Annotated in this window: 20 protein-coding genes; 5 read left to right on the plus strand and 15 right to left on the minus strand. The window is 54.5% G+C overall.

Annotation, left to right across the window (positions count from 1 at the left end; all coding sequences use genetic code 11):
- The first annotated feature begins 2 nt into the window (after positions 1-2).
- Positions 3-1,799 (plus strand): Lnb N-terminal periplasmic domain-containing protein, encoded by a 1,797-nt coding sequence (locus HCH_RS05610; protein ID WP_041599261.1) that lies wholly within the window; start codon positions 3-5, stop codon positions 1,797-1,799.
- Positions 1,800-1,853: 54 nt separating this feature from the next.
- Here the strand turns inward: HCH_RS05610 and HCH_RS05615 are convergent, their stop codons facing one another.
- The 7 genes from HCH_RS05615 to HCH_RS05645 all read right to left on the minus strand — a co-directional run bounded on the left by HCH_RS05615 (position 1,854) and on the right by HCH_RS05645 (position 10,283).
- Positions 1,854-2,555 carry an ABC transporter ATP-binding protein gene (locus tag HCH_RS05615; RefSeq protein WP_011395193.1) on the minus strand — a complete coding sequence of 234 codons (702 nt, stop codon included), beginning with the start codon at positions 2,553-2,555 and terminating at the stop codon, positions 1,854-1,856.
- Positions 2,555-3,310 carry a high-affinity branched-chain amino acid ABC transporter ATP-binding protein LivG gene (gene livG / locus HCH_RS05620; RefSeq protein ID WP_011395194.1) on the minus strand — a complete coding sequence of 252 codons (756 nt, stop codon included), beginning with the start codon at positions 3,308-3,310 and terminating at the stop codon, positions 2,555-2,557. The genes HCH_RS05615 and livG overlap by 1 nt, the downstream gene beginning before the upstream one ends.
- Positions 3,311-3,314: 4 nt before the next feature.
- Positions 3,315-4,610: a high-affinity branched-chain amino acid ABC transporter permease LivM gene (locus tag HCH_RS05625; RefSeq protein ID WP_011395195.1), complete on the minus strand. Its 1,296-nt coding sequence runs from the start codon at positions 4,608-4,610 to the stop codon at positions 3,315-3,317.
- Positions 4,610-5,536 (minus strand): high-affinity branched-chain amino acid ABC transporter permease LivH, encoded by a 927-nt coding sequence (livH, locus tag HCH_RS05630; RefSeq protein WP_011395196.1) that lies wholly within the window; start codon positions 5,534-5,536, stop codon positions 4,610-4,612. Before livH ends, HCH_RS05625 begins: the two co-directional genes overlap by 1 nt.
- A 110-nt stretch (positions 5,537-5,646) precedes the next feature.
- The gene (locus HCH_RS05635; RefSeq protein WP_011395197.1) at positions 5,647-6,768 is read right to left on the minus strand and encodes a branched-chain amino acid ABC transporter substrate-binding protein; all 1,122 of its coding nucleotides are present in this window, start codon (positions 6,766-6,768) and stop codon (positions 5,647-5,649) included.
- Positions 6,769-7,230: 462 nt separating this feature from the next.
- Positions 7,231-9,648, minus strand: a complete 2,418-nt coding sequence (gene lon, locus HCH_RS05640; protein WP_011395198.1) for an endopeptidase La — start codon at positions 9,646-9,648, stop codon at positions 7,231-7,233.
- A gap of 164 nt (positions 9,649-9,812) precedes the next feature.
- Entirely contained in the window at positions 9,813-10,283 is a 471-nt protein-coding gene (locus HCH_RS05645; protein ID WP_011395199.1) for an aminoacyl-tRNA deacylase, read from the minus strand.
- 405 nt (positions 10,284-10,688) lie between these two features.
- Here HCH_RS05645 and HCH_RS05650 point away from each other — a divergent pair, with 405 nt between their 5' ends.
- The 3 genes from HCH_RS05650 (at position 10,689) to HCH_RS05660 (ending at position 12,894) form a co-directional block, all read left to right on the plus strand.
- Entirely contained in the window at positions 10,689-11,552 is an 864-nt protein-coding gene (locus tag HCH_RS05650) for a thioredoxin family protein (RefSeq protein ID WP_011395200.1), read from the plus strand.
- Positions 11,553-11,582: 30 nt separating this feature from the next.
- On the plus strand, positions 11,583-11,930 hold the full coding sequence (locus HCH_RS05655; protein ID WP_011395201.1) for a hypothetical protein: 348 nt from the start codon (positions 11,583-11,585) through the stop codon (positions 11,928-11,930).
- 79 nt (positions 11,931-12,009) lie between these two features.
- Positions 12,010-12,894, plus strand: coding sequence for a substrate-binding periplasmic protein (locus HCH_RS05660; protein WP_011395202.1), 885 nt, complete (start codon positions 12,010-12,012; stop codon positions 12,892-12,894).
- A 6-nt stretch (positions 12,895-12,900) separates the two neighbouring features.
- Here HCH_RS05660 and HCH_RS05665 read toward each other — a convergent pair whose 3' ends face one another.
- From HCH_RS05665 to HCH_RS05680, 4 genes are read right to left on the minus strand one after another with little or no spacing between them, the layout of a single operon-like run.
- A complete protein-coding gene (locus HCH_RS05665) occupies positions 12,901-14,097 on the minus strand; it encodes an ABC transporter permease (RefSeq protein ID WP_011395203.1) in 1,197 nt (398 codons plus the stop codon).
- A 1-nt stretch (position 14,098) separates the two neighbouring features.
- A complete protein-coding gene (locus HCH_RS05670) occupies positions 14,099-15,313 on the minus strand; it encodes an ABC transporter permease (protein ID WP_011395204.1) in 1,215 nt (404 codons plus the stop codon).
- Positions 15,314-15,315: 2 nt separating this feature from the next.
- Positions 15,316-16,062 carry an ABC transporter ATP-binding protein gene (locus HCH_RS05675; RefSeq protein ID WP_011395205.1) on the minus strand — a complete coding sequence of 249 codons (747 nt, stop codon included), beginning with the start codon at positions 16,060-16,062 and terminating at the stop codon, positions 15,316-15,318.
- Complete coding sequence (locus tag HCH_RS05680; RefSeq protein WP_011395206.1) at positions 16,059-17,192, minus strand: efflux RND transporter periplasmic adaptor subunit; 1,134 nt, start codon at positions 17,190-17,192, stop codon at positions 16,059-16,061. Before HCH_RS05680 ends, HCH_RS05675 begins: the two co-directional genes overlap by 4 nt.
- 262 nt (positions 17,193-17,454) lie before the next feature.
- Here HCH_RS05680 and HCH_RS05685 point away from each other — a divergent pair, with 262 nt between their 5' ends.
- Positions 17,455-17,796, plus strand: coding sequence for a PilZ domain-containing protein (locus HCH_RS05685; RefSeq protein ID WP_011395207.1), 342 nt, complete (start codon positions 17,455-17,457; stop codon positions 17,794-17,796).
- A 2-nt stretch (positions 17,797-17,798) separates the two neighbouring features.
- Here the strand turns inward: HCH_RS05685 and HCH_RS05690 are convergent, their stop codons facing one another.
- Genes HCH_RS05690 through HCH_RS05705 form a run of 4 tightly spaced genes read right to left on the minus strand, consistent with a single transcriptional unit; the run spans position 17,799 to position 23,514 of the window.
- Complete coding sequence (locus HCH_RS05690; protein WP_011395208.1) at positions 17,799-20,639, minus strand: FAD-binding and (Fe-S)-binding domain-containing protein; 2,841 nt, start codon at positions 20,637-20,639, stop codon at positions 17,799-17,801.
- Entirely contained in the window at positions 20,632-21,306 is a 675-nt protein-coding gene (locus HCH_RS05695) for a LutC/YkgG family protein (RefSeq protein ID WP_011395209.1), read from the minus strand. Before HCH_RS05695 ends, HCH_RS05690 begins: the two co-directional genes overlap by 8 nt.
- Positions 21,299-22,768: a LutB/LldF family L-lactate oxidation iron-sulfur protein gene (locus tag HCH_RS05700; RefSeq protein ID WP_011395210.1), complete on the minus strand. Its 1,470-nt coding sequence runs from the start codon at positions 22,766-22,768 to the stop codon at positions 21,299-21,301. Before HCH_RS05700 ends, HCH_RS05695 begins: the two co-directional genes overlap by 8 nt.
- On the minus strand, positions 22,765-23,514 hold the full coding sequence (locus HCH_RS05705) for a (Fe-S)-binding protein (protein ID WP_202945291.1): 750 nt from the start codon (positions 23,512-23,514) through the stop codon (positions 22,765-22,767). The genes HCH_RS05700 and HCH_RS05705 overlap by 4 nt, the downstream gene beginning before the upstream one ends.
- Positions 23,515-24,059 lie beyond the last annotated feature (545 nt).

The raw sequence follows: 24,059 nt of genomic DNA on the forward strand, positions 1-24,059 counted from the left end.
ATTTGACTCACTCACAAACATCGCTCAAAACCTTGGCGGCATCTTCGGAATGGCTGGGTTTATTACACTTTCGCCCCGACTCTCTGAGCCCAACGGGTTATTCAAGTTTCATTGACGATCCCGGCTTTTTCCTGGCGGAAACGGGAAAGACCGATGCAGAGGCGGAGCTTGAGGAAACCTTGCAGTTAATGATGAGCGAGGATTCATATATTAGAGAAAGCACATCCTGCCGTTTTCCTTTGCGCAAGCAGTGGCTTGAGGCGCAACTCCCGAATATTTCCGCTTTGAGGGCGCCTTCAACATGCCCTGAATATCTTCAATGGCGCGAGGAGGTAAACGCGTCCCAAGTCTCTCTGATCTTCCCAGCCGCCTATTTGAATAGTCCATCATCAATGTTCGGACATACCTTTCTGCGATTTGATCCCGCCGACGTTGAAGACGACTCAGAATGGTTGTCTTGGGCGCTAAACTTTGGGGCGACTATTAATGGCGACGACAACTCCATTTTCTTTGCATATCGAGGTTTAGCCGGCGGTTACCCCGGACAGTTCAGCATGATGCGTTACTTCGAAAAGATCAAAGAGTACAGCTACATGGAAAATCGGGACATGTGGGAGTATCGCCTGAATCTGAGTCCCCACGAAGTAGAGCGCATGTTGATGCATCTATGGGAGTTGAAAGACGTGCGTTTCAAGTACTATTTTCTGGATGAAAACTGCGCTTTTCGTCTTCTTGAGCTACTGGAAATTGCAAGGCCGTCTGCGCCATTGACATCGAAGTTTCCTTTGACTGCAATTCCAGCAGACACCGTGCGTGCAGTTATCGAAGGCCGTTATGTGGCGGAACGGCGCTACCGTCCCTCGGAGGCTGTGCTTTTGCAGGAAAGAATACGCCAACTGGCTGACTCTGAAAGAGAGCTGGCCTATAAGGTCGCGACAGATCCAGAGATGATGGCGTCAATGGACTTCAGCGCTTTACCATCTTCCAGGCAGGGCGCCGTTGCGCAGACGGCGTATAGCTACACTCGCTATGAGCAGAGAAAGACGCAAAGGAGTCCGGAACTGGCGCGCCGTAGCTTTAAATTATTGCAGCGGATAAGCCAACTTCCAGCGGATAGCGTTGCGCCAGAAATCCCTGAGCCGCCCGAAACCGGGCATGGCAGCACGATGGCCGCCATTGGGGGCGGCAACCGTGATGGCGACGCGTTTACTCAGATTCAATTTCGCTACAGCTATCATGACTTGTTGGACCGTCAGCAAGGGTATCCCCGAGGCGCTCAAATAATCGCTGGCGACGCCCAGTTGCGTAATTACGAAAATGACGGCTGGGAGCTGCATCGCTTTGACGTGATTAATATTATTTCTCAGTCCCCTGTGAACAAGTTTCTACGTCCGTTGTCATGGAAAGTGCAGGCGGGTTTCGAACGAGTCTGGAGTGACGTCGGCAGTGACAAAGCTTACCAAATAAACGCTGGAGCTGGACGCAGTTATAACGTGACGGAAAGTTGGAGCTTATTTGGCTTTTTGACTGCGCGCCTGGAGCATGATCCAGATTATAAAGCCTGGATAGACCCGGCTGCAGGAACAAGCGCAGGCTATTTATTGAATTTGCCTTGGGGCTTTCAGTCCGCGAGAGTGGAAGGGGAGTACTTTGGCAGCGATGAAATACGCTATCGCGGTGTGCTGGAGCAGAACTTCGATTTGGCGCAGAACCATGCTTTCAGGGCGCACTTGTTCCAAGAATGGAATCGCAGTGACGGAAGGTGGGAAGCTGGGGTCGCCTACAGATACTACTTTTGAAAGGCGGCGTACAGCTTAGCCTGTAGCGCCGCCGGATAGAGAGGAGCGTGGCTTTTAGCCCCCCAAGTAAGCTTTGCGGACGTCTTCGTTCACCAAGAGATTCGCGCCAGTATCCTGCAGCACGACTTTGCCGTTCTCCAGTACATAGCCGCGATCAGCTAAGCGTAACGCCTGGTTGGCGTTCTGCTCTACCAGGAAGATGGTCATGCCTTCCTCTCTGAGCTTGCCGATGATTTCAAATATCTGATTGATGATGATCGGCGCTAAACCTAGTGAGGGCTCATCCAAAAACAGCATTTTGGGATGGCTCATCAATGCGCGGCCAATCGCCAGCATCTGCTGCTCTCCGCCGGACATTGTGCCTGCACGCTGACTATGGCGCTCACGTAACCGTGGAAACAGGTCATACACATATTCCAGCGTACGCACAAAGTCGCTCTTGTCAGAGAAGAAAGCGCCCATCTGCAGGTTTTCCATCACTGTCAGTCCGGAGAAAACGCGACGTCCCTCCGGCACAATAGCGATGCCGCCACGCATGATATCGGACGTTGGCGTCTCGGTGATGTCCTGGCCCATGAACGTGATGCGGCCTTCACTGGCTCTGGGGTCGCCACAGACCGTCATTAGCAGGGTGGTTTTACCTGCGCCGTTTGCGCCGATCAGAGAGACGATCTCACCTTGGTTTACCTCCAGGCTGATGCCGTGGAGAGCCTCGATTTTGCCGTAATGGGTATAAACATTCTCGAGTGTAAGCATTAGTCTTCTCCCAGGTACGCCTTGATGACATCTTCGTTCGTTTTAATTTCATCTGGCGTGCCATTGGCCAAAGGCGTGCCTTGGCTGACGACATAGATGCGATCAGAAATGCCCATTACCAGCCCCATATCGTGCTCAATCAGCAGGATGGAGACATTGTAGTCATGCTTCAGGCTGACTATCAGCTCGTCAAGGTCCCGCGTTTCTTTCGGGTTCAAGCCGGCAGCAGGCTCGTCAAGCATCAACAGATCCGGGCCCGTCACCATGCAGCGGGCGATCTCCAGACGACGCTGCTGGCCGTAAGCCAGATTTCCCGCTTCACGGTTTGCGAGGGGCAGGAGGTCCACTTTCTTCAGCCAGTAAGCCGCTTTTTCCATGGCTTCACCTTCCTTTTTACGATAGGAAGGCGTCTTTAACAGACCGGAAAGCAGGTTGGTGTTGACGTGCCGGTGTTGCGCCACCAATAGGTTTTCGATAACCGTCATACGGTTGAACAGGCGTACGTGCTGAAACGTACGCACCATTCCAAGACGGGAAATCTTGAAGTCGGGCAGGCCCTGAACAGGTTTACCCTTGAATGTAATTTGCCCTGAAGTCGGCTTATAGAAGCCGGAGATGCAGTTAAATACAGTCGTTTTACCTGCGCCGTTCGGGCCGATAATGGAAATGATTTCCCGTTCGTTGACGTCCAGCGACACGCCGTTTACTGCGAGAAGGCCGCCGAACCTCATGGATAAATCGCGAACAGACAGCATTGTCCTACTCCTGTTTCAACTGCAGATGTGGGCGTTTCATTGGGATCAGGCCTTGCGGACACCAGATCATCATCAACACCATGATCATGCCGAAAGCCAGCATACGATACTCCTCGAATCCTCGGGTCAGTTCCTGAAGCAATACCACTAACACAGCTGCAATCATAACTCCGATTTGAGAACCCATACCGCCAAGAACAACGATTGCGAGAATGATTACTGATTCCATGAATACAAATGATTCTGGACTAATATGTCCTTGACGGGCTCCATATAATGAGCCTGCGAAGCCAGCAAAAGCTGCGCCAATAGTGAAGGCTGACAGCTTAATTGCTGTACGATTCAAGCCCAGTGAACGACAGGCGATTTCATCCTCTCGTAGTGCTTCCCAAGCGCGCCCGACTGGCATGCGAATCAGTCTTCGAACGATAAGTATAGTTGCGAGGGCAAGTGCTAAGGCTATGAGGTAGAGTACGACTACTTTAAGTGACGAGTCGTAAGGTACCCCGAAAAACTCATGGTAGGGCACATTGCCCTCACTCGCTCTGCGGCTGAATTCCAAGTTCACCACAGCTACCTCGGGGTTGGTCTGAATCATAGGTATAGTGGGCTTAGGGATGCCGCCAATGCCGTTGGGACCTCCAGTCAAACTGGTCAGGTTATTCAAGAGAATGCGGATGATTTCCCCGAAGCCTAAAGTCACGATGGCGAGGTAGTCGCCTCGTAACCTCAATACCGGGAAGCCTAATAGGAAGCCGAATGTTGCCGCAAGCAACGCTCCGATAGGCAGACACACCCAGAATGACAGGCCAAAGTATTGCGACAACAGAGCGTAGCTGTAAGCGCCGACTGCATAGAAAGCGACATACCCTAGGTCCAATAACCCCGCCAGACCTACTACGATGTTCAGTCCGAGACCAAGAATAACGTAGATTAGCGCGAGTGTGGCGATGTCCGACCAGATGCGTCCAGTGTTGAATGGAATAAGAATCGCGGCAATTAATAATGCGACGAAAAAGACTTTACCTGCCAATCCACGCTTTTCTTCGGGCGGCATTAATTTCGTAAAGAGGTTCTTTTTAGGCTTTATTACCGTGATTGCCGATACAAGTTGCGCCCTAAATAACTGTGTGAAAAACACTGTTATCGCAGCAAAAGAAATGTATATGTAAGTACTGAAAGAAGCCCCGGCAATGACTAATTTTGTGCCTTCGTGGGTTAGTTTTAGCCCGAGAATGGGAAACGCTAGAATGAGCGTAACTACTGCTGTGAATAAAGCAAACGGCAGATTCTTGCGCATTAGATTTTCTCCACTTCCGGCTTGCCGAGAAGCCCAGTGGGCTTAAATAGCAATATCAATACTAAAAGAGCAAAAGATACGACGTCTTTGTATTCAGTGCTGAAATAAGCTGCAGTCATACTCTCAGTAATGCCAAGTATAATACCGCCAAGCATTGCTCCTGGAATGCTCCCTATTCCGCCAAGGACTGCTGCGGTAAATGCCTTGAGACCAGCAATGAAACCGACCATGACATTAACAACACCGTAGTACATACCCAGTAATGTCCCCGCGACAGCGGCTAAAGCGGCTCCGATTACAAATGTGGAGGCAATAACCCTATTCGTGTCGATACCCAACAGGTTGGCCATTTTCAAGTCTTGAGCCACTGCACGACAAGCTCTGCCCATTCTGGATCGGGATATGAAAAGGGTCAGCACTGTCATGGATATGACCGTTACTATGAAGATTAATACTTGGATGTAGGAAAGAGATGTTTGAAAGCCATCTTCTGGGCCAAAGCTCCAGCCACCGCTTATCTGTGAGGACATGGCGATATCTCTGGAGCCTTGGCCTAAGCGCACATAACTTTGCAGGAATATGGACATCCCTATGGCGGAAATAAGAGGGATCAGACGATTGCCGCCGCGCAGTGGACGGTAGGCGATGCGTTCAATGGCCCAACCGAAGCTACTGGACACCAACATGCTTGAAAGCAGGGCGACCAGGAATATTAATGGTAAGAACTCAACGCCTAACATGGCCATACCTGAAATAGCCATGAACGCGACGTATGTTCCTATCATGTAGACCTCGCCGTGGGCGAAGTTAATCATTCCAATGATGCCGTAGACCATGGTATAGCCTATGGCGATGAGAGCGTACGTGCTCCCAATGGTAATTCCGTTAATTAATTGCTGAATGAAGTAAAGAATCACTTCGAGCATGGGTGTTACTCCGGAAGGTGTGAACCGGCCTTGAATCTGACAGGCTTTGCTAATAAAAACACCCTCTCCCGGCGAACCGGAAAGAAGGTGTTGTTATGAAGCGATACGGTTTATTTTACTACGGTTTTGGAGCCGTCTGCGTGCCAGGTGTAGATTTCGAAGTCGAAACCTTTCAAGTCGCCTTTTTCGTCAAACGCAATTTCACCCATGGGGGTTTTGAAGGAGTGGCTGCGAAGGTAAGCTTGAATCGCATCAGTATCGGTAGAGCCTACGCCTTTGATTGCGTCAGCGATTACCTGAACTGCAGCGTAGGAAGTCATTACGAATGCGCCGCTGGCGTCTTGGCTTTTAGCCTTGAACGCGTCAACCAGATCTTTGTTTTCCGGTCTCAGATCGAAAGCCGGGGGCAAGGTTACGTACAGGCCTTCGGATGCTTTGCCTGCGATCTGGCTTATGTCCTTGTTACCAACGCCTTCTGGGCCCATGAACTTGATGCTTAAGCCTTTCTCCGACGCTTGACGCAGAATCTGGCCAAGCTCTGGGTGATAGCCGCCATAGTAAACAAAGTCCACGTTATCTTTCTGTAGTTTTGCAATCAGAGGAGAGAAGTCTTTGTCGCCTTTGTTAACGCCTTCGAACAGAACGACGTTAATTTTTTGCTCTTCCAGTGTTTTCTTAACGGCTGTCGCGATGCCTTCGCCGTATTGTTGCTTGTCATGAATAACTGCAACGCGCTTGGGCTTGACCACATTGGCGATGAATTTGCCGGCGGTCGGGCCCTGATGGCTGTCGAGACCGATGGTGCGGAAGATCATCTGGTAGCCGCGTTCGGTGATGTCTGGGTTGGTGGAAGCCGGCGTAATAGTGATGATGCCTTCGTCTTCGTAGACGTCGGAAGCCGGTTGAGTGGAACTGGAGCACAAGTGGCCCACTACAAATTTAACGCCGTCATTAACGATTTTGTTGGCTACGGCTACCGCTTGCTTGGGTTCGCAGGCGTCGTCGTATCTAATCGCCTCAAATTTGTCGCCGTTTACGCCACCAGCTGCGTTGATCTGCTCAACCGCCATTTCTGCGCCGATTACCTGCATGTCGCCATACTGAGCAACGTCACCGGTTTGTGGGCCGGCGATAGCGATTTTGATAGTCTCTGCGTTAGCCAGGTTCAAGCCGCCCATTAATAAAATTGAAGCGCCAACACCTAATACTTTCCGAGCGATCTGTTTCTTCATTATTGTCTTCCCGATTTAAGTTATTAGTTATCCCAGGTTCAGACGCCGCCGAGTGGAGTGAGCTCTGAGGCTCTTTTTCGGACGGGGCTTCATACTGGCATATTATGGTCTAATCGTTAATAGACTTTTATTTTAAGGCCATTGGCCTATTGACCAGTTGGAATACTAACCTCAAAGCGTCGCGGTGAAAAGATGCGCATTTGTCTTGGATATAAGGATTTCGCGCATTTTTTCGGAGGCAAAAATTTAAGGCAAAAAAAAAGGTGCTTGGAGAGCACCTCAAACGCTTTTCTATACTAGAAAGACAGGACAAAACATCATCACAACTGGTAAAGGGCAGTATAAAACTCCACCAAAAACCGCATAATACGTGATTTCCGATACGGTGTGCGGCCTAGGAAAAAGAGGCGCTCCAGCGCGTTATTTGGCATCCGTTTCCAAGGATGTGAAGCGGTTTGACTGCTATCCAAACATGACTTTGTAGACGTCCTGGAATGTGCTGGCGAAATGCATCGTCAAACCGGAGCGAATGTGCTCTGGCAATTCATCATAATCACGTTTATTGGCCTCGGGCAGAATAATTTCATTCACGCCGCTACGCTTCGCCGCAATTACTTTCTCGCGAATGCCGCCAACTGGGAACACTTGGCCGGTCAGGGTTAGTTCTCCTGTCATTGCGACATTGCTTTGGGGCGCCTGGTTACGCGCCAGAGACAGCAGGGCTGTCGCCATGGTGACGCCAGCGCTGGGACCGTCTTTGGGAGTTGCGCCTTCCGGCACATGGAGGTGGACGAACGCGCGATCGAAAAACTCTGGGTCGCCCTTATAATCTTTTAGGTGAGCGGATATATAGCTGTAGGCGATTTCGGCGGATTCACGCATGACGTCGCCAAGTTTACCGGTCAATTTGAAGCCGCGATTACTGCTGTGTATAAGCTGTGCTTCGACAGGTAAGGTGGCGCCCCCCATGGCTGTCCAGGCGAGTCCGGTGACCACGCCAACGCCGCGCAGATTTTTCTCTTTACGGAACAGAGGTTGGCCAAGGAATTCAACCAGGTTGTTAACGCCTATCTTTATCGGTTGGTCTGGGTTTTCCATCAAGCGGACGATGGATTTGCGGATCAGTCGATGCAGCCTTTTTTCCAAATTGCGCACGCCGGCTTCTCTGGCGTAACCGTCGATCAGTTGGCGCAACGCCGCGTCCGTGATGGATACCTGTTTCTTTTTCAGGTTCATGCGCTTCAGCAGTTTAGGCCATAAGTGATTCTTGGCGATGGCCAGTTTTTCTTCGGTGATGTAGCCGGACAGGCGCAATACATCCATGCGATCCAATAACGGGCCTGGAATTGTGTCCAACTGGTTGGCCGTGCACACGAAAAGTACTTTCGACAGATCCAGTCTGACGTCCAGGTAGTGATCCAGGAACTCATTATTTTGTTCCGGGTCCAGCGTTTCCAGCAGTGCGCTGGCGGGGTCGCCCTGGTACGACGCGCCGATTTTGTCGATTTCGTCGAGCATGATGACAGGGTTGGCGGAGCCCACGTCTTTCAGCGCTTGCACCATTTTCCCCGGCATCGCGCCGATGTAAGTGCGGCGGTGGCCTTTTATTTCCGCCTCATCGCGCATGCCGCCCAGACTGAATCGATAGAACTTTCTTCCCAGCGCGGCGGCGACGGATTTACCGATGGAAGTCTTGCCGACGCCAGGGGGGCCGATCAGCAATAAAATCGAACCGGAAACTTCTCCTTTAAATGAGCCTTCCGCCAGAAACTCAATAATTCTGTCTTTAACGTCATCCAGTCCGTCGTGCTCTTTGTCGAGTATTTCCCGCGCGCGGGCGATGTCGAGTTTATCCTCAGTATGCACGCCCCAGGGAACCTGAGTGAGCCAGTCAAGGTAGTTGCGGGTAACGCTATATTCCGGCGAGCCGGTCTCCAGCATGGACAGCTTTTTGATTTCTTCATCGAAGCGTTTGCGTACGGCGTCCGGCGGATGACGTTCGCTCATGCGCTGCTGGAATTCCTCTACGTCTGCAGTACGATCGTCTTTAGCCAGCCCAAGTTCTTTCTGAATAACCTTAAGTTGCTCGCGCAAAAAGAATTCGCGCTGACGCTCGTTGATTTTCTGGTTCACTTCCGCGCTGATCTGGGTTTGCAGCTTGGCGACTTCCAGTTCCTGCTTCAGCAATATCAATACTTTTTCCATCCGCCTGAGTAGCGGCACGGTATCCAGTACTTCCTGTAGCGCAGAGCCTTCAGCCGTAGTGATGGCGGCGGCGAAGTCGGTTAAAGCAGAAGGTTCATCCGGGCTGAATCGGCTCAGATACTGTTTCAGCTCTTCGCTATACAGAGGATTAAGCGGCAGCAACTCCTTGATGGTGTTAATCAGGGCGATTGCATAAGCCTTGAGTTCTTTCTCAGATTCTTTCGCCGGCTCCGGATATTCGACTTCCACCAGGTACGGCGGGGTGCGCCGCAACCACTGGGTGATGCGGAAGCGCTGTAAACCCTGGGCGATGAACTGCAGCTTGCCGCGCTCGTTAACCACGTTATGCGCTTTCACCACACAGCCGATATGAGAGAAATCATTCGTGTCAGGCGGCTCATCTGGAGACGGTATTTTTTCCACGTAAGTGAGACCGAGAATCTGATGTTCGGTTTTGCCTACGCGCTTCAGCGTTTCTTCCCACAGGTTGGCGTTAATGACCAGCGGTTGGACTTGGGCCGGGAAGTAAGGGCGGTTGCTGATGGGCAGCAAATAAATGCGTTTAGGCATTACCTGACCGGGAAGCACCAGCGCGCCGCCGCGGCTATCTTCGGCGTCATCCTTGCCAATGTATTCGGAGTGTTCTGAATTGGAATCAAAATTACTTTCTGTCATGTGCGGTGATCTTGTCAGTAATGAATAACCATTTGCTCATGGCGAATAGATGGGGGACGAATAACGCGAGTTAAAGTGAGGCGAGCCAATAAAATGGGTGAGTAAGTTGTAATGCTGGCGGGAAAAAGCAGTGGAGCGCCCGCGACCCGGGCGCTCTGGCGACGTTAGTTATGCGCGCTGAACGTACCGTGAGGGCAGCTTTTCATCATTTCCATGAAGTCGTAGTGAGAAATATGCACCAGCTCCTGATGATCGCCGCCTTCCAGATAGAAATCAGGTTCGTAAGCCAGTTGTTCATCCCAGATAGTCGGCATGCCAAAAGCTTCTCCGACAGCGGGAATGGCTCCTGCGGAACAATCTCCAAACAGGTCGCATAGTTCTTCTTCGCTGGCTAGAGATAATTGGCGTTTCAGCGTCTGATTGATCTCGCGTAGATTGAGATGATTGGTGGATGGGATTGCGGCTATGACATAGCCTTTTTCATCTTTGAGAACAACTGCTTTCACCATTCTTTCCACGGGAACATGCGCAGTTTGCGCGCTAGCGATGGACGTTTCGCTGTATGGATGGGTAATGACCTCATAATTCACGTTATGACTGGTCAGAAATCGTTGGAGCGTATTAGAAATAGACATACTGTGTCCTCCTCAGCATTACAGCCGCTCGTGGCGGCTTTGTTGCGCATATGGCGGTTTGGCCGTCGGATTCCGGCGTCGCCCTGCTGTACATCTGATGAAGCTGGTTAAATTATAGCCTCTTGGAGGCGATGGGACCATGACGCCTTGTTTTTGCTAAAAGTCGCCCTCACATTCTTTAGCATTGTTTTTCCCGACAATTCAGGCGGACGAAGTCTTTCGTCGCGCCTGGTTTTTATATTAACGTGGCAATGATGTTGGCATGTTGATAATCAGGCGCATGGATGCGCCTGCGCGGCGGTTAGCCGCGGGAGACAGGGCCTGACATGCGCAGGCCCTGTCGTTTCAGACAAATAGAAGGAAGCTACTTGTCTGCCTGATTAATATACCGGAGTCATATCTGACATGGCCGAATCCCCCTATATTATCGAAGCGACCTTAGAAAACTTTCAGACGGAAGTGCTGGAAAAATCCATGCAAGTTCCTGTGCTGGTGGACTTCTGGGCGGACTGGTGCGCTCCCTGTAAGCAACTTATGCCTATTTTGGAAAAGCTGGCGACGGAATATCAGGGTGCGTTTATTCTGGCCAAGGTGAATGCAGATCAGCAGCAGGAACTGGCGTCGCACCTGGGGGTGCGTAGTCTGCCTACGGTTAAGCTGGTCCATCAAGGCAAGTTGGCGGGGGAATTCAGCGGAGCGCAACCGGAATCCAAAGTGCGCGAGTTATTAGGGCGCTATATTCAAAGCCCGGGCGCAGAATTGCGTGAGCAAGCCCGTGCGCTGGTTGAGCAAGGTCAGGCCGCGCAGGCGCTGGCGATGCTGACTGAGGCTAATCAGGCGGACCCCAACAACATGGAGATTCTGGTGGATATCGCCGCAGTGAAAGTCGCACTGGGAGAAAAAGACGAAGCGTCGACGATTCTATCCAGTTTACCGGCGGATATTCAGGGGCGCCCGGACGTCAAACAGTTGCTGGCGCGCATACGCTTTGTTGAAAAGGCCGGCGCTATCGCGCCGCTGGCGGATATTCAGCAACGTTTGCAGGCGAATGCGGCCGACGCCGAAGCGCGCTTTCAACTCGCTTTGCACGCCATCATGAATAATAAGTTCGAGGATGCGGTAGAAGCCCTGTTGAACCTGATGCAGACGGATCGGAGTTACGGCGATGACGCCGCCAGGAAAACCCTGATAGAGCTATTCGACATGCTGGGCGCCGCGCATCCTCTAGTGCGGACATACCGTCGCAAGTTATATGCTTTACTCCACTAAGGATGTACGACGCTGAGAACGGGTCTGAGAATGTTGGATTCAGAACGGAATTACCCGCGTGACATCGACGGCTGCCAGCTATGCCGTCGCGACGTTCCGTCTCTGACTCGCCATCATTTGATTCCGAAGACCCTGCACGGCAAGAAAAATATCCGCCGTCAGTATGATCGGGATTATCTCAATAAGGCCATAGTCTGGGTCTGCCGCCCTTGTCATAGCTTCATCCATGGATTGAAGTCTGAATCCGAGCTGGCGACTTATTACAACAGTCTTGAAAGCCTGCGGGCGCTGCCTGAAGTGCAGGAGTTTGCGCAGTGGCTCGGCTCCAAGCCAGCCGGTTTCTCGCCCAAGAAAAAGCTGCGTAAGAAAGGGGGCTGAGCCAGGGGAGCGTGACTGCTCGCCAGGCTTTGCTAAGCTTAAGGATAAACGCCATCTGCATTTCATGATGGGGCCCATTATGAAGTTGATCATTGTTGGAATCGCCTTTTTCGTCTGTCAGATCGCCTGGGCCGCCGGGCCGTTGAAAGTCATTTTTCCCGCTTCTGAATCCCTGCAGGACACCCGGTTTATCGATTTGGTGGAGATGTTGAAAGTCTCCCTGGATAAAACCGTGGAGCAATACGGACCTTATTCGCTGGAGGAGACGCCTCTGGCGATGAGCGAAGCCCGCTATCTTGCGGAGTTGGATCGAGGCTCATCCGTCCTTAATGTGGCCTGGAGCTCCACCTCGGAGGAGAAAGAGCGCTTGATGCGCCCCATCCGCATTCCTTTGCGCAAAGGGCTGCTTGGTTATCGCATCAGCTTGATTACAGAGGAAACTCAGGCCAAGTTCGACACCCTGGAAAATCTCTCTGATCTGCGCTTATTAAGCATTGGACAAGGCCTGGGCTGGGGCGATATTCAGGTTTACGAGAAGAACGGCTTTCATGTGGTGACGGCCAGCAGTTACGAAGGCTTGTTCAAGATGCTGGCGCAACGTCGGTTTGATCATTTCCCTCGGGGCGTGAACGAAATTTTCGCCGAGTATCAGGCCCGGCGGGATTATTTGTCGCAAATTCAGATTGAGCGGCGTACGCTGATCTACTATCCCTGGCCCTACTATTTCTTTGTTTCCAAACAGCACCCCAAACTGGCTGAACGCATTGAGCGGGGACTGAATATCATGATCGCCGATAAGACGTTTGATCAGATTTTCCTCAAGCATCATGGCGATTCCATCAATAAAGCGCATCTATCCGAGCGTCGCGCTTTCGTTATCAAAAACCCGTTTTTGCCGAAGGAGACGCCGGTTCGACGCAAAGAGCTCTGGTATGATCCGCTAAATCTAATGTCGCAGATTTAATATCGATTACTCCGTTCTAAGCGCATCAATCGGGTTCAGGCGCGAAGCCTGTAGCGCCGGAACGACGCCCGCGATAAGCCCAATCAGCGAAGACAGCAGTAACGCGATTAACAGAAACGGAATATGTGGACGGATAGGGAACTCGGGGGCGAACAGGAAAGCCAGCGCCGTGACGCCTCCCATAAGCAGCAGCCCGCATATCCCGCCTATGGTCGACAGCGTGACAGCCTCCGCCAGAAACAGACTCAACACTTGCGCGCGAGTGGCGCCCAGAGCCCGCAGCAACCCGATTTCGCTGGTGCGCTCTCTCACGCTGGTGGTCATGGTCGTAAGGATGCCGACGCCGCCGACCAACAGGGAGATGGAGCCAAGCAAACCGACGGCGAGCGTCAATACCGATAAAATGCTGTTCAGACTGGTGAGCATCTGATCCTGAGTGATCAACGTAAAGTCCTCGCGGCCGTGGCGTTGAATCAGCATCTTTTTAATAAGGGCGGACATGTAGGTGGAGTCCGTGGCGGGGGAGAAGATGACGTCAATCTCCATCAGTCCTTCGCGATTGAAGAGATCCAGCGCCAGGTCGGCGGGGATATAGGCGGTGTCGTCGAGGTCGAACCCCAGCATATCTCCCTTGGGTTCAATCACCCCTATCACACGGAACCGCATGCCGCCGATGCGGATAAGCTGACCCAACGGGCTTTCACCTTGAAACAGCTCCTGCTTAACCTTGTGGCCAATCACCGCATAGGGGCTGGAGCGCGCATCATTATTGCGAGGCAAAAAGCGACCCTGCGCCACAGCGAAGCGCCAGGCCGCGGGCATATCCGCGCTGACCCCGAAGATATCTACATTGCGGGCGCGCTGTTTGTACTCCAGGGCTCCGGCCCCTTGCACCACTGGAACCACATATTCCACGTAAGGCGCCTGACGCAGAGCTTCCGCATCCTGTATTGATAGAGGACGCACGGTGCTGAGAATGCCCCCCATACCGCCGGTTATATTTCTACCCGGGTTAATCGCGATAATGCGGGCGCCGAACTGGGAAAACTCATCCATGACATAACTGCGCACTCCTTCTCCGATGGAGGTGAGCAACGCCACTGCGGCGATGCCGATAGTGATGCCGAGGGAAGTGAGCACCGCGCGGGTGCGGCCAAAGTTGATGGTGCGGGTCACCATTTTCAGTAAGTCCGGCGCTTTCATATCAGGGGCCCTGCTTATGCGTCAGCGCTTCGACTGGCGCCAGGGCGGCGGCTTTGCGTGCGGGAAGGTAGGCGAAAAGCAGGGCGGTGACAATCGCGACGCTCACTGCCGCAATTTTCACCCATACTGGCGAGCCTAATGGAATCTGGTCGTAGAGCAGGCGCCCCGTCGCTAATAAGGTCTCGCTTATTAAGAGCCCGATCAGACTTCCAATTATCGCCAGCAATAGCGCCTCACTGAGAAATAACCGGCGGACGGTGGCGGCGCTGGCGCCAAGCGCTTTCAACAGTCCTATTTCCGCTGTGCGTTGACTGACGCTGATCAGCATGACGTTCATAATCAGCACCCCCGCCACGGCCAGGCTGATCCCGGCGATGCCGCCTACCGCCAGGGTCAGCGTGCGCAGAATCTCATCGAAGGAAGACAGTAACGCGTCTTGCGTGATCAGCGTGACGTCTTCCTCGCCATCATGTCTTTCCTTGATGATGCTGAGAATAGCGTTGCGAGTGGACTTCAGTTCCCGCTCGGAGCGGACTTCCGCAAACAGTCGAAACAACCCCTCCTGATTGAACAGCATCTGGGCGCTGGCGACGGGGATCAGCATCGCTTCATCAAAGTTCAAGCCCATGGCGACGCCTTTGCTCTCCAGGATGCCGATTACTCGAAAGCGGCGATCGCCGGCGCGCACCCATTGGCCCAGAGCGGGCTCAGGGCCGAATAGCTCTCGTTTGAGCGTTTGGCCCAGCACGCAGACGGCGTCGGCGAATGTCGGGTCTCCCGGCGGTAACGCCCGTCCTTGCAAAAGGCTCAGTTTGCGGATAGAGAAGAAATCCTGGGTGGTTCCCACGACGAAACTTTCCCGCAGTCGGCTTTGATAAGACAGTTCCGCCATGCCGGCGATAAGGGGCGCGGCGCGGTTGATGGCGGAAAGCCGCGTCAGAGCCTGCATGTCCTCCAAGGTTAGATCCCGTGGGGCTTCGCCGGTGATCGGCGGCATGCCGCCAGTGGTTTCTTTCTTGCCGGGCATGATGATCAGCGTATTTTTGCCGAGAAAGCTGAACTCGCCCAGGACAAACAGGCGCGCGCCTTCTCCGAGCCCGGTCAGCAGGTTAACCGCCGCCACGCCGATAATGAGAGCGAGCATCAGCATCAGAGTGCGAAAACGATGCCCAATCATGACTTGAATGTTGAAGCGGGCTAAGTCCATGGCGCGCATGGCTAGTCGCTCACGTTTCTTTGGCGTACGTCACTCTGAATGCGGCCGTCCACCATACGCAGCTGACGCCTGGCGCGTTTGCCCAGTTCAACATCATGAGTGACCACGACCAGGGTAATACCCTGAGCGTTCAACTCTTCCAGCAAGGTAACGACATCGGCGCCGGATTGGGTGTCCAGATTCCCGGTCGGCTCATCCGCGAGGAGCAGCTTGGGCTTCATGATGATCGCCCTGCCGATGGCCACTCGTTGTCGTTGTCCGCCAGACAACTGATTGGGCAGGTGACTGGCGCGGTCGGTCAGTCCCAGTCGCTCCAGCATGTCGGACACCATGCGCGCGCGTTCTTTGGGCGCCGCGCCGGCGAGAACCAGCGGCAACTCAATGTTCTCCCGTGCGCTCATGCGGGGGATAAGGTGATAGGACTGAAACACGAATCCGATATTCTGCTGACGCAAGCGCGCCCGCTTTTCCTCGCTGAGATCCTGGGTGGGGTCTCCATTCAACAAATAGGCGCCGGCGTCAGGACGATCCAGAAGCCCAAGAATATTCAGCAGGGTTGACTTGCCGGAGCCGGAAGGACCCATGACGGAGACGTATTCGCCAGCCAGCAGCTGCAGGCTTACCGCATCCAGGGCCTTGACGGTTTGTTCGCCGAGTTGGAAATGGCGATTGACCTCATGCAAGGCGACGACAGGCGCCGCCGGCTTTGATTGCAATGGGGGCGTTGACGGATGCTTCGCGGCGCTCATGGTTGCGGACGCACCTGCGCGCCGTCTTCCGCTCCTTCCTGACCGAGTGCGGCGAGGACGCGATCGCCTTCATTCAAACCGCTTACAACCTCTGTGTACACCCAATTGCCGATCCCGCCCTGGAAGGCGACTTTATGCAGGCTTTGGTCGTTCGGATCGAATTTGAGGACGGCGTCGCCTTCCAGAATCATCTCGGTGGGGAGACGCAATACATTATCCCGGCTGTCGATAATGACTTCGATGTCCGCGCTGTAGCCCACCAGTAAGTTCATGTCCTCGGGAAATTCATTGATCTCCACTTCCACATCGACGGTGCGCGCCTGCTTTTCGTATTCCTGCACATAAGGCGCGACCCGCGTCACCTTCGCTTGCAGGGCGCGGCCGCGAAAGGCGTCCAGCGTCACGCGCGCCGGCATGCCGACTTTGATGCGCGCTGTGTCGACTTCATCAATGGGCGCGCGGACATACAAGCAGCTATCGTCTATGAGGTCGACGGCAGGCGGAGTGGGTACGCCGGGCGGTGAGGGCGTTACATATTCGCCAATCTCGCCATTGATTTCGGCAATGACGCCGCTGAACGGAGCCCGTAATGCGCTGCGCTCCAACTGCGCCGCCTGCAGCGCCACCACAGCCTGGCTTTCTTCAATTTGCGCGGCGGCGGCCTTACAGGCGAGGGCGGACATCCCCGCCTGGGTGCGGGCGGCGTCCAGAATATCTTCGGAGGATAATTTCTTGCTGGCCAGGGTTTGTTGGCGCTGCAGTTCTCTTTGATCCCGCTCGGCGCCGAAACAGATTTCCGCCTTTTTACGTTCCGCAATGGATAATCCGGCGCGGGCCTGATCATGGAGCGCGCGCAGATCTTTGTTCCATAGTTCCAACAGCAATTGTCCGGATTGGACCCTGTCTCCCGCCTTGACGTGGAGAACGGATACCGCGCCGCCGGTAGGCATGGACAGTTTGGAGCGTTGACAGGCGCGCACGGCGCCCGCGCGGGTGTTCGCCACGGTGCTTTCCACGGAACCTTTGCTGAGCGAGTGCAGAGATACCGGCAATGGTTGCGGACGCCATTTCCAATAGCCCAGCCCCAATATCAACGCCGCAGCAATCAGCGTTATCAAAGCCTTTTTCACTACTCCCCCTGTGTCGCTGGCGCGGATTCGCCGGTCAATGACGTAGAGGCCATTGTGTCCGAACGTCCATGCGCTTAACCCGATACAAATCAAGTTAGCACTGAATTGGCGTTGGCGTAGGGTCTGCTAATCTTTAGTATATGCAGGCTCGATGAAAAAGGGCCAAGGCGCGACGCGAAGGGCTGGAGCGACAGACCTGAGAATGGAATTCATGCGCCAGCGTTGCGTACATTCCATAAAGCTGGCGAAACCGGAGGGTGCGATGAGCGATGCTCATGAGCATGATGGTCGACGCAGTCCCAGACGGACCGCGTCATGGCGAACGATAGTCAAAACCCCCGACAAAAAGATGTATATGGGCAGAATCGATAACGTGTCCGCTCACGGCTATCTGTTTGAGTTTCCCATTCCAGTGCAGGTCGGCGCAACGCTGATCATGAAAGTAGAGATCGTTCATCACGCCAAGCGTTGGGAGAGCATTGCGTCAGTTATCGTGCGACACGTCGTCGTACGCACATCGTCCTATCTGGTTGGGGTGGAGATCACTGATATCGATGACGAAACGGCCCATTTTCTTAACGAATACGCTAACGGGCAAATGTAGCCTCATACTCTTTCCGGCTCCGCTGTTTTTTCACTGACTCTGTCCACCAGATAAACAATGCTGTGATAGTGTACGCCCGCATGCAGGGATAACCCGATTTCGCAACTGCGGCTGTTGGAGAAGCCTTCGCCGCACCCCTTATGCTGTATTTGCGCTTTCAGCGGCGCCAACGCTGACGCGTTCAATTCGGGATGACTGAAACCTCTGTCGCCGGCGAAACCACAGCAGGTAATATGCTCCGGCGTCACCACTTGGTTGCAGCAGCGCTTGGCGATCGCCAGGAGCTTTTCGCCAATTCCCATTTTTTGCGCGCTGCAGGTGACATGGATGGCGATGGGCGACTCCTCCTTTTGAATGGTCAGGCGATCCAGCACGAAGTCGTGGATAAACTCGACGGAATCGTAAATTCGTAATTTCTTCCCGGTCTCCGTTTGCTCTATTGCTTCTTTTAACTTCTGCGTGCATGGGCTGGCGTCGCAAAAGACGGCAAGTCGTCCGTCTTCGCTGGACGCCAGCAGCGCTTGCGCCAGCTCTTCGGCCTTTTGCCGGGCGCTGTCGGGAAACCCTTTGCTGGCGAAGGGCAGACCACAACAAAGTTGGCCGGTATTGGGCGGGAAGCGGACCTGAAATCCCGCCTTTTCCAACAAGCGTAAACAGGCCTCCGTGAGAGAGCGGGTTTCCGCGTCTCCCCGGGCGGGGCCCATGGTGCGGGAAGCGCAGCTGCTGAAATACACAACGTCCGCCGCCTTTTTATCAGTCCGACATGGGCTGGCGGCGGTGGGAAGATAAGGGTGCCAGAGGGGTATCCGTTCTTTGCTTAGTTTGCGGGCGGCGTGGCTTAGTTTCGCCATGGCCCCTGCGCCTAAAATCCGGTGCATGGCGTCTGCGCCGCCCAGCCCCAGGCGCGTAGCCTTGGTCAGCATTGAAAAGTGTTCGGCGGCCCATTGGGCTTTACCCGCTCGCGCGGTGTTTTTCTGTTTGCGATGCAGACGGGTGAGATCGCCGGTGTTAATGCTCACAGGGCAACTTAGGGCGCATAATCCGCACGCGGCGCAAGTGTCGTCTCCCGCGTAGTCATAAGCGTCCACCAGCGCTTGTAATTGTTCCGCGTCTTCTCCGCTGGCTTGCAGGCGGGCGATTTCCCGGGACGCGACGATACGCTGGCGTGGCGTTAAGGTCAGTTCCCGGGAAGGGCAGGCAGGCTCGCAGAATCCACACTCAATGCACTTGTCTATCAGCGGGTCGGCGGCGGGCAGCGGCTTGAGGTGGCGTAAGTGCGCCTCCGGATCATCGTTGATAATGACCCCGGGATTCAGAATACCTTTGGGGTCGAACAGCGCTTTGATGCGACGCATGACGGCGTAAGCCTCCGCACCCCATTCCAGTTCAACAAATGGGGCCATATTGCGGCCGGTGCCGTGTTCGGCTTTGAGGGAGCCGCCGAAGCGCACCGCGACCAATTGCGCGACTGCATCCATCAGGCCGCGATAACGTTCGATGGCCAGCTCTGACGAAAACTCCTGTGAAAACACAAAATGCAGATTGCCTTCCAGGGCGTGGCCGAAAATCAACGCATCCGGGTAATCGTACTCATTGAAAAGACGCTGCAACTCCAGGACGCCTTCCGCCAAGTGTTCAATCGGAAATGCAATGTCTTCGATGATAACGGTGGTTCCCACTTCCCGAGCCGCTCCCAAGGCGGGAAACAATCCTTTGCGCAGGTTCCACAATTGCGCGCAGTGGTGTGGATCTTTGCTGAACGGGACTTGGTTGAGCAGTGAAAACTCATTGAGCAGTTGCTGAATCTGTTGAATCTGCTCGTCCAACGACCAGGCGTCAGCGGCTCGGGTCTCGATTAACAGCGCCGCCGCGCCGGAGGGCAGGTCGCATACAAACTCAGGCGTTCCGGGCTTGCTCTGCACAGAAGCGAGTCCACGTCGATCAATCAGCTCCACTGCCGCCACGGGCGAGGCTTTCAGCGCCGCCACCGCCTGACAGGCGATATGGATATCTGGAAAAAACACCAGCGCGGTGGCTTTGTCGGGATGGTCTTCCACCGTGTTGTAAGTAATGGCGGAAATGAAGCCCAGCGTCCCTTCTGAGCCGATCAGCAGGTGGGCGAGGATGTCTACGGGATCGGTGAAGTCGAGCAGTGCGTTGATGCCGTAACCGGTTGTATTTTTCAGGCGATATTTGTGTCGTATTTTCGCCGCCAGCTCGGGCTTGGCGAGAATCTCCGCGCGCAGTTTCGACAGGCCTTGCAATAGCGCCCCGTGAGTTTGCGCAAAAGCGTTTCGGGAGTCTGAGTCGGCGGTGTCCAAAACGGTTCCGTCCGCCATCACGGCGCGAATATGCGACAGCGTGTGATAACTATTTTGTTTGGTTCCACAACACATGCCGCTAGCGTTGTTGGCGGCGATTCCTCCAATCTTGGCGGCGTTGATGGAAGCAGGGTCCGGTCCGATTTTGCGTCGGAAAGGCGCAAGATAGCGATTGGCGTGAGCGCCGATCACACCGGGTTGCAGACGAATCCGAGCTCCATTCTGTTCGATCCGGTGCTCTCGCCATCCCTGTAATTGCACCAGCACCGAGTCCGTCACCGCCTGACCCGACAGGCTGGTGCCTGCCGCTCTGAAGGTCAGCGCAATGTGATGGGCGTCAGCCTGCTGTAACAAGCGAATCACTTCATCTTCGTTTTCCACCCGCAACACCAGTTGTGGAATCAGCCGATAAAAGCTGGCGTCCGTCCCATAGGCGAGACGACGCAGGGGATCATCGATCACTCTGGCGGCGGGAATGAACTGTCGCACCGCCTGGCTGAAGCGGGTGAAGGACTCAGACATGGTCGCTTTCCTCTGGAACAATCAGAACTACAATTAATCGCTTGGGACCATGGGCGCCGTAGGCCAGCGTTTGCTGAATATCAGCGGTTTTGGAAGGACCGGAGATGAGCAATAAATTGGTGGGCAAAGCGGCTGTGATTTGGGTTCGATGAAGCGCTTCCGGTAAATCCGCATACAAGTCTTTGGCATGGATAATCAGGCTGTGCGTAGGGGGAACCAAAGACAGCGCGCGGGGCTCGTCGGGCCCGGTTTTCACCATCAAGGTTCCTGTCTCCGCAACGCCCTTCATGGCCGCGCCGAAACCGCACTGGATGTGATTGAACAGCGCGTCTTTGCAGCTCTCGATATTGTTCTCATAGGCGTGCAGCTGTAGTTCGGGATACGCATGCGCCGCCGATTTTAGGCTTTCTCCATGGGGCGTATTCGGGGCATACGTCACGCTATGGACACCAGTTTCCCGCAAGACTGATAAAAGTCGCCGCGTCCAATTCTCTTCCGTCGCCGTGATCACTTCGGCGTGCGCCGCATGCAGGTTCTCTGTAAACACGCGAACTTTCTCCGCAACACTGAGCATCGCCGGTGCAGAAGCAGGGGCTTGCACGGGCTGAGAGGGTTGGGGCTGCCGATAAGTGCGTAGACGATTGAGGATAGCTTCGCGACTACTCATGCCGACCGTGCTCCTGTGATGACGCGTTTGATTGAGAGCGCTGCGCCGCCAGCTCATGTAAAGAGCGCGCGGCGGGTTTGGGGGCGCTGCGATAGCGGGTCCAGGGACCGATGCGCCTGGGCGCCAGCGCGCGCAGCCGAGTGGCGATGAATAGCGCGAGTGCGTACAGCCCGGGCTTATGCAACAGCAACGCCCATAACTTCCAGGTAACGGCTTCCGAGCGTTTGCGTAACGCCCCCTGGCCTCTTGGGGCCGGTACGGACGTTGGCTCGCTGTTGTTAGATTCATAACGCAGGCGGCGTATGAGGTCCGCCAATGGAATTTTGACCGGACAGGCTTCTCCACAGGCGCCATTGAGAGAGCAGGCCTTGGTGATAGAGCCCGCCGTGTGCAGACCCCAGATCTGTGGCGACACCACCTGGCCGATGGGGCCGGGATAAGTCGTTCCATAAGCATGTCCGCCAATGCGGGTATACACCGGGCAGTGGTTCATGCAGGCGCCGCAGCGAATGCAGCGCAGGGTCTGTTGCAGCTGCTTATCCGCGTACATGCGCGAACGTCCGTTATCCAGCAGTACAACATGCACTTCCTTAGGGCCGTCTTTTTCATCTGGTTTGCGTGGGCTGCTGATCATGTTGAAGTAGGTAGTGATGGCCTGTCCGGTGGCGGAGCGGGTGAGCAGCTTCAACAGGGGAGGAATGTCACGCAGGGATTCGACCACTTTTTCAATGCCGCAAAGCGCGATATGCACAGGCGGAACAGTGGTGGTCATGCGGCCATTGCCTTCATTTTCCACCAGACAGAGCGTACCCGTCTCCGCGACGGCGAAGTTCACGCCGGAGAGGCCGACGTCCGCCTCGAAAAATTTCTGGCGCAACACATCGCGCCCAATGCCGATCAGGCGGTCGACGTTTTCGCTATATTCCACGCCGTCTATTTTCTGGTTGAACAGACGGGCGATCTGCTGTTTGTTCTTGTGAATCGCGGGCATGATGATGTGCGAGGGCGTTTCGTCCGCCAGTTGGACGATGTATTCGCCCATGTCGGTTTCCAGACACTCGACGCCATGATCGGCCAGGAAATGATTGAGCCCAATCTCCTCCGACGCCATGGATTTACCTTTCACCATTCTGGTGGCGTCATGCTTGTGCATGATTTCCAGAATGATGGCGTTGGCCTCCTGCGCGGTCTCCGCCCAGTGCACCTGGATGCCGTTTTCCGTACAGCGCTGTTCGAACTGCTCCAGCAACTCGGGAAGCTGGCTCAGGCAACGATTGCGGATAGCCTCGCCTTGGGTGCGTAAGGCTTCCAGGCCCTCTTTGTCGGGGAACATGGCGGCGCGTTTGCCCATCAGGAAGTCCATGGCTCCCCGGAAATTGGCGCGTAACTCCTGGTCTTGCAGGGCGTCGCCGACGCGCTTGTCGAATTCAAGGTTGACCGTGGCGGGCTCAAAGCGGCTCATTGCGTACGCTCCCATATAAAGGAAGCGATATGTTGCGCTGGGAGCGTCTCTTTGCGTTTTTCCAGAGCGCCGCTGATATTCATCAAACAACCGCAGTCGCCGGAAACCAGATCACTGGCGCCGGTGGCGAGCAGGTTGTCGCATTTGTCCTGCACCATCGCGTTGGAAATGTCCGGCGCTTTCACTGCGAACGTGCCGCCAAATCCGCAACATTCCGAGGCGCGCTCCTGCTGTACGATGGCCACGTTACGCATCTGGCGCAGCAGGGAGATGGCGTCTTGCGCTGTCTTCATGCCGCGCTGGGCGCTGCAGGAGTTGTGGATGGCCACGGTGGCGGCAGGTCCATGATCCACAAGCCGCACTTTGCAGACATGCGCCAGAAACTCGGTGAGCTCGTAGGTGCGCGCCGCCAAATCCAGAGCCTGTTTACGCAGGGGCGTATCGGCGAACAGATCCGGGTAGTGATGGCGGAACATGTCCGCACAGGAAGCAGAAGGAACCACCACCGGCAGACCGCCCTGCAGGCAGGCGATTTGCGCCGCCGCCACTTTGCGCGCCTCATTATCATATCCCGAGTTATAGGCGGGCTGGCCGCAACAGGACTGCTGTTGCGGATAGATCACTTTCACGCCTTCGCGTTCCAGTAATTGAATGCCCGCCATACCGGCTTCGGGATAGAACAGGTCGATGAGGCAGGTGCCGAAAAAATATACCTGCGCAGGCTTTTCCGGATAGGCTCGTTGCATGTCTGATCTCTGCATTTGCTTCCCGCGTCTGAATCTAACGGCTGGTCTATGCTGCTGTTGATTTGCGTCGGGAATTATGGGTTTGATAATTGGTAATACCAATTTACCAGTAGTGCTGGAGCTAAAATAACGCGTGCTTCCCGCTGGTGTCAATCAGTGTCAAACAGTGTCGACCAACCTTGTGTGCGGCTAATAAATGTACTGGTTGGTGGGGTGTTAATACTTTGGTCTAAGCAATAATGCGTTTGCAGGACAGTTGTGTTAGCCTGCGCGTCGTTTGGATTGGTCATACCAGTTTGTTGATCATGCCATCAGCGGCGAATCCGCCGCAGTTTCCATAGAAACACCAGGACTATAGACGGCGCGCGGGGCGCCGGGGCTATCGGAAAGTGGCCGCATACGCCTCCCGTGCTAAGCTTACTTGCGTACTTCGCTGCGCGCATGCTCGGCCTTTTAAGCGCCTGCGGCTAAATGTTCTGACATCCGCCTGCGGGAACTTGATTCCACACTGCGGGGTAAGGGAGCGTCGGAAAGTGAAACATTTA

This window comes from Hahella chejuensis KCTC 2396, from assembly GCF_000012985.1.
Lineage (GTDB): Bacteria > Pseudomonadota > Gammaproteobacteria > Pseudomonadales > Oleiphilaceae > Hahella > Hahella chejuensis.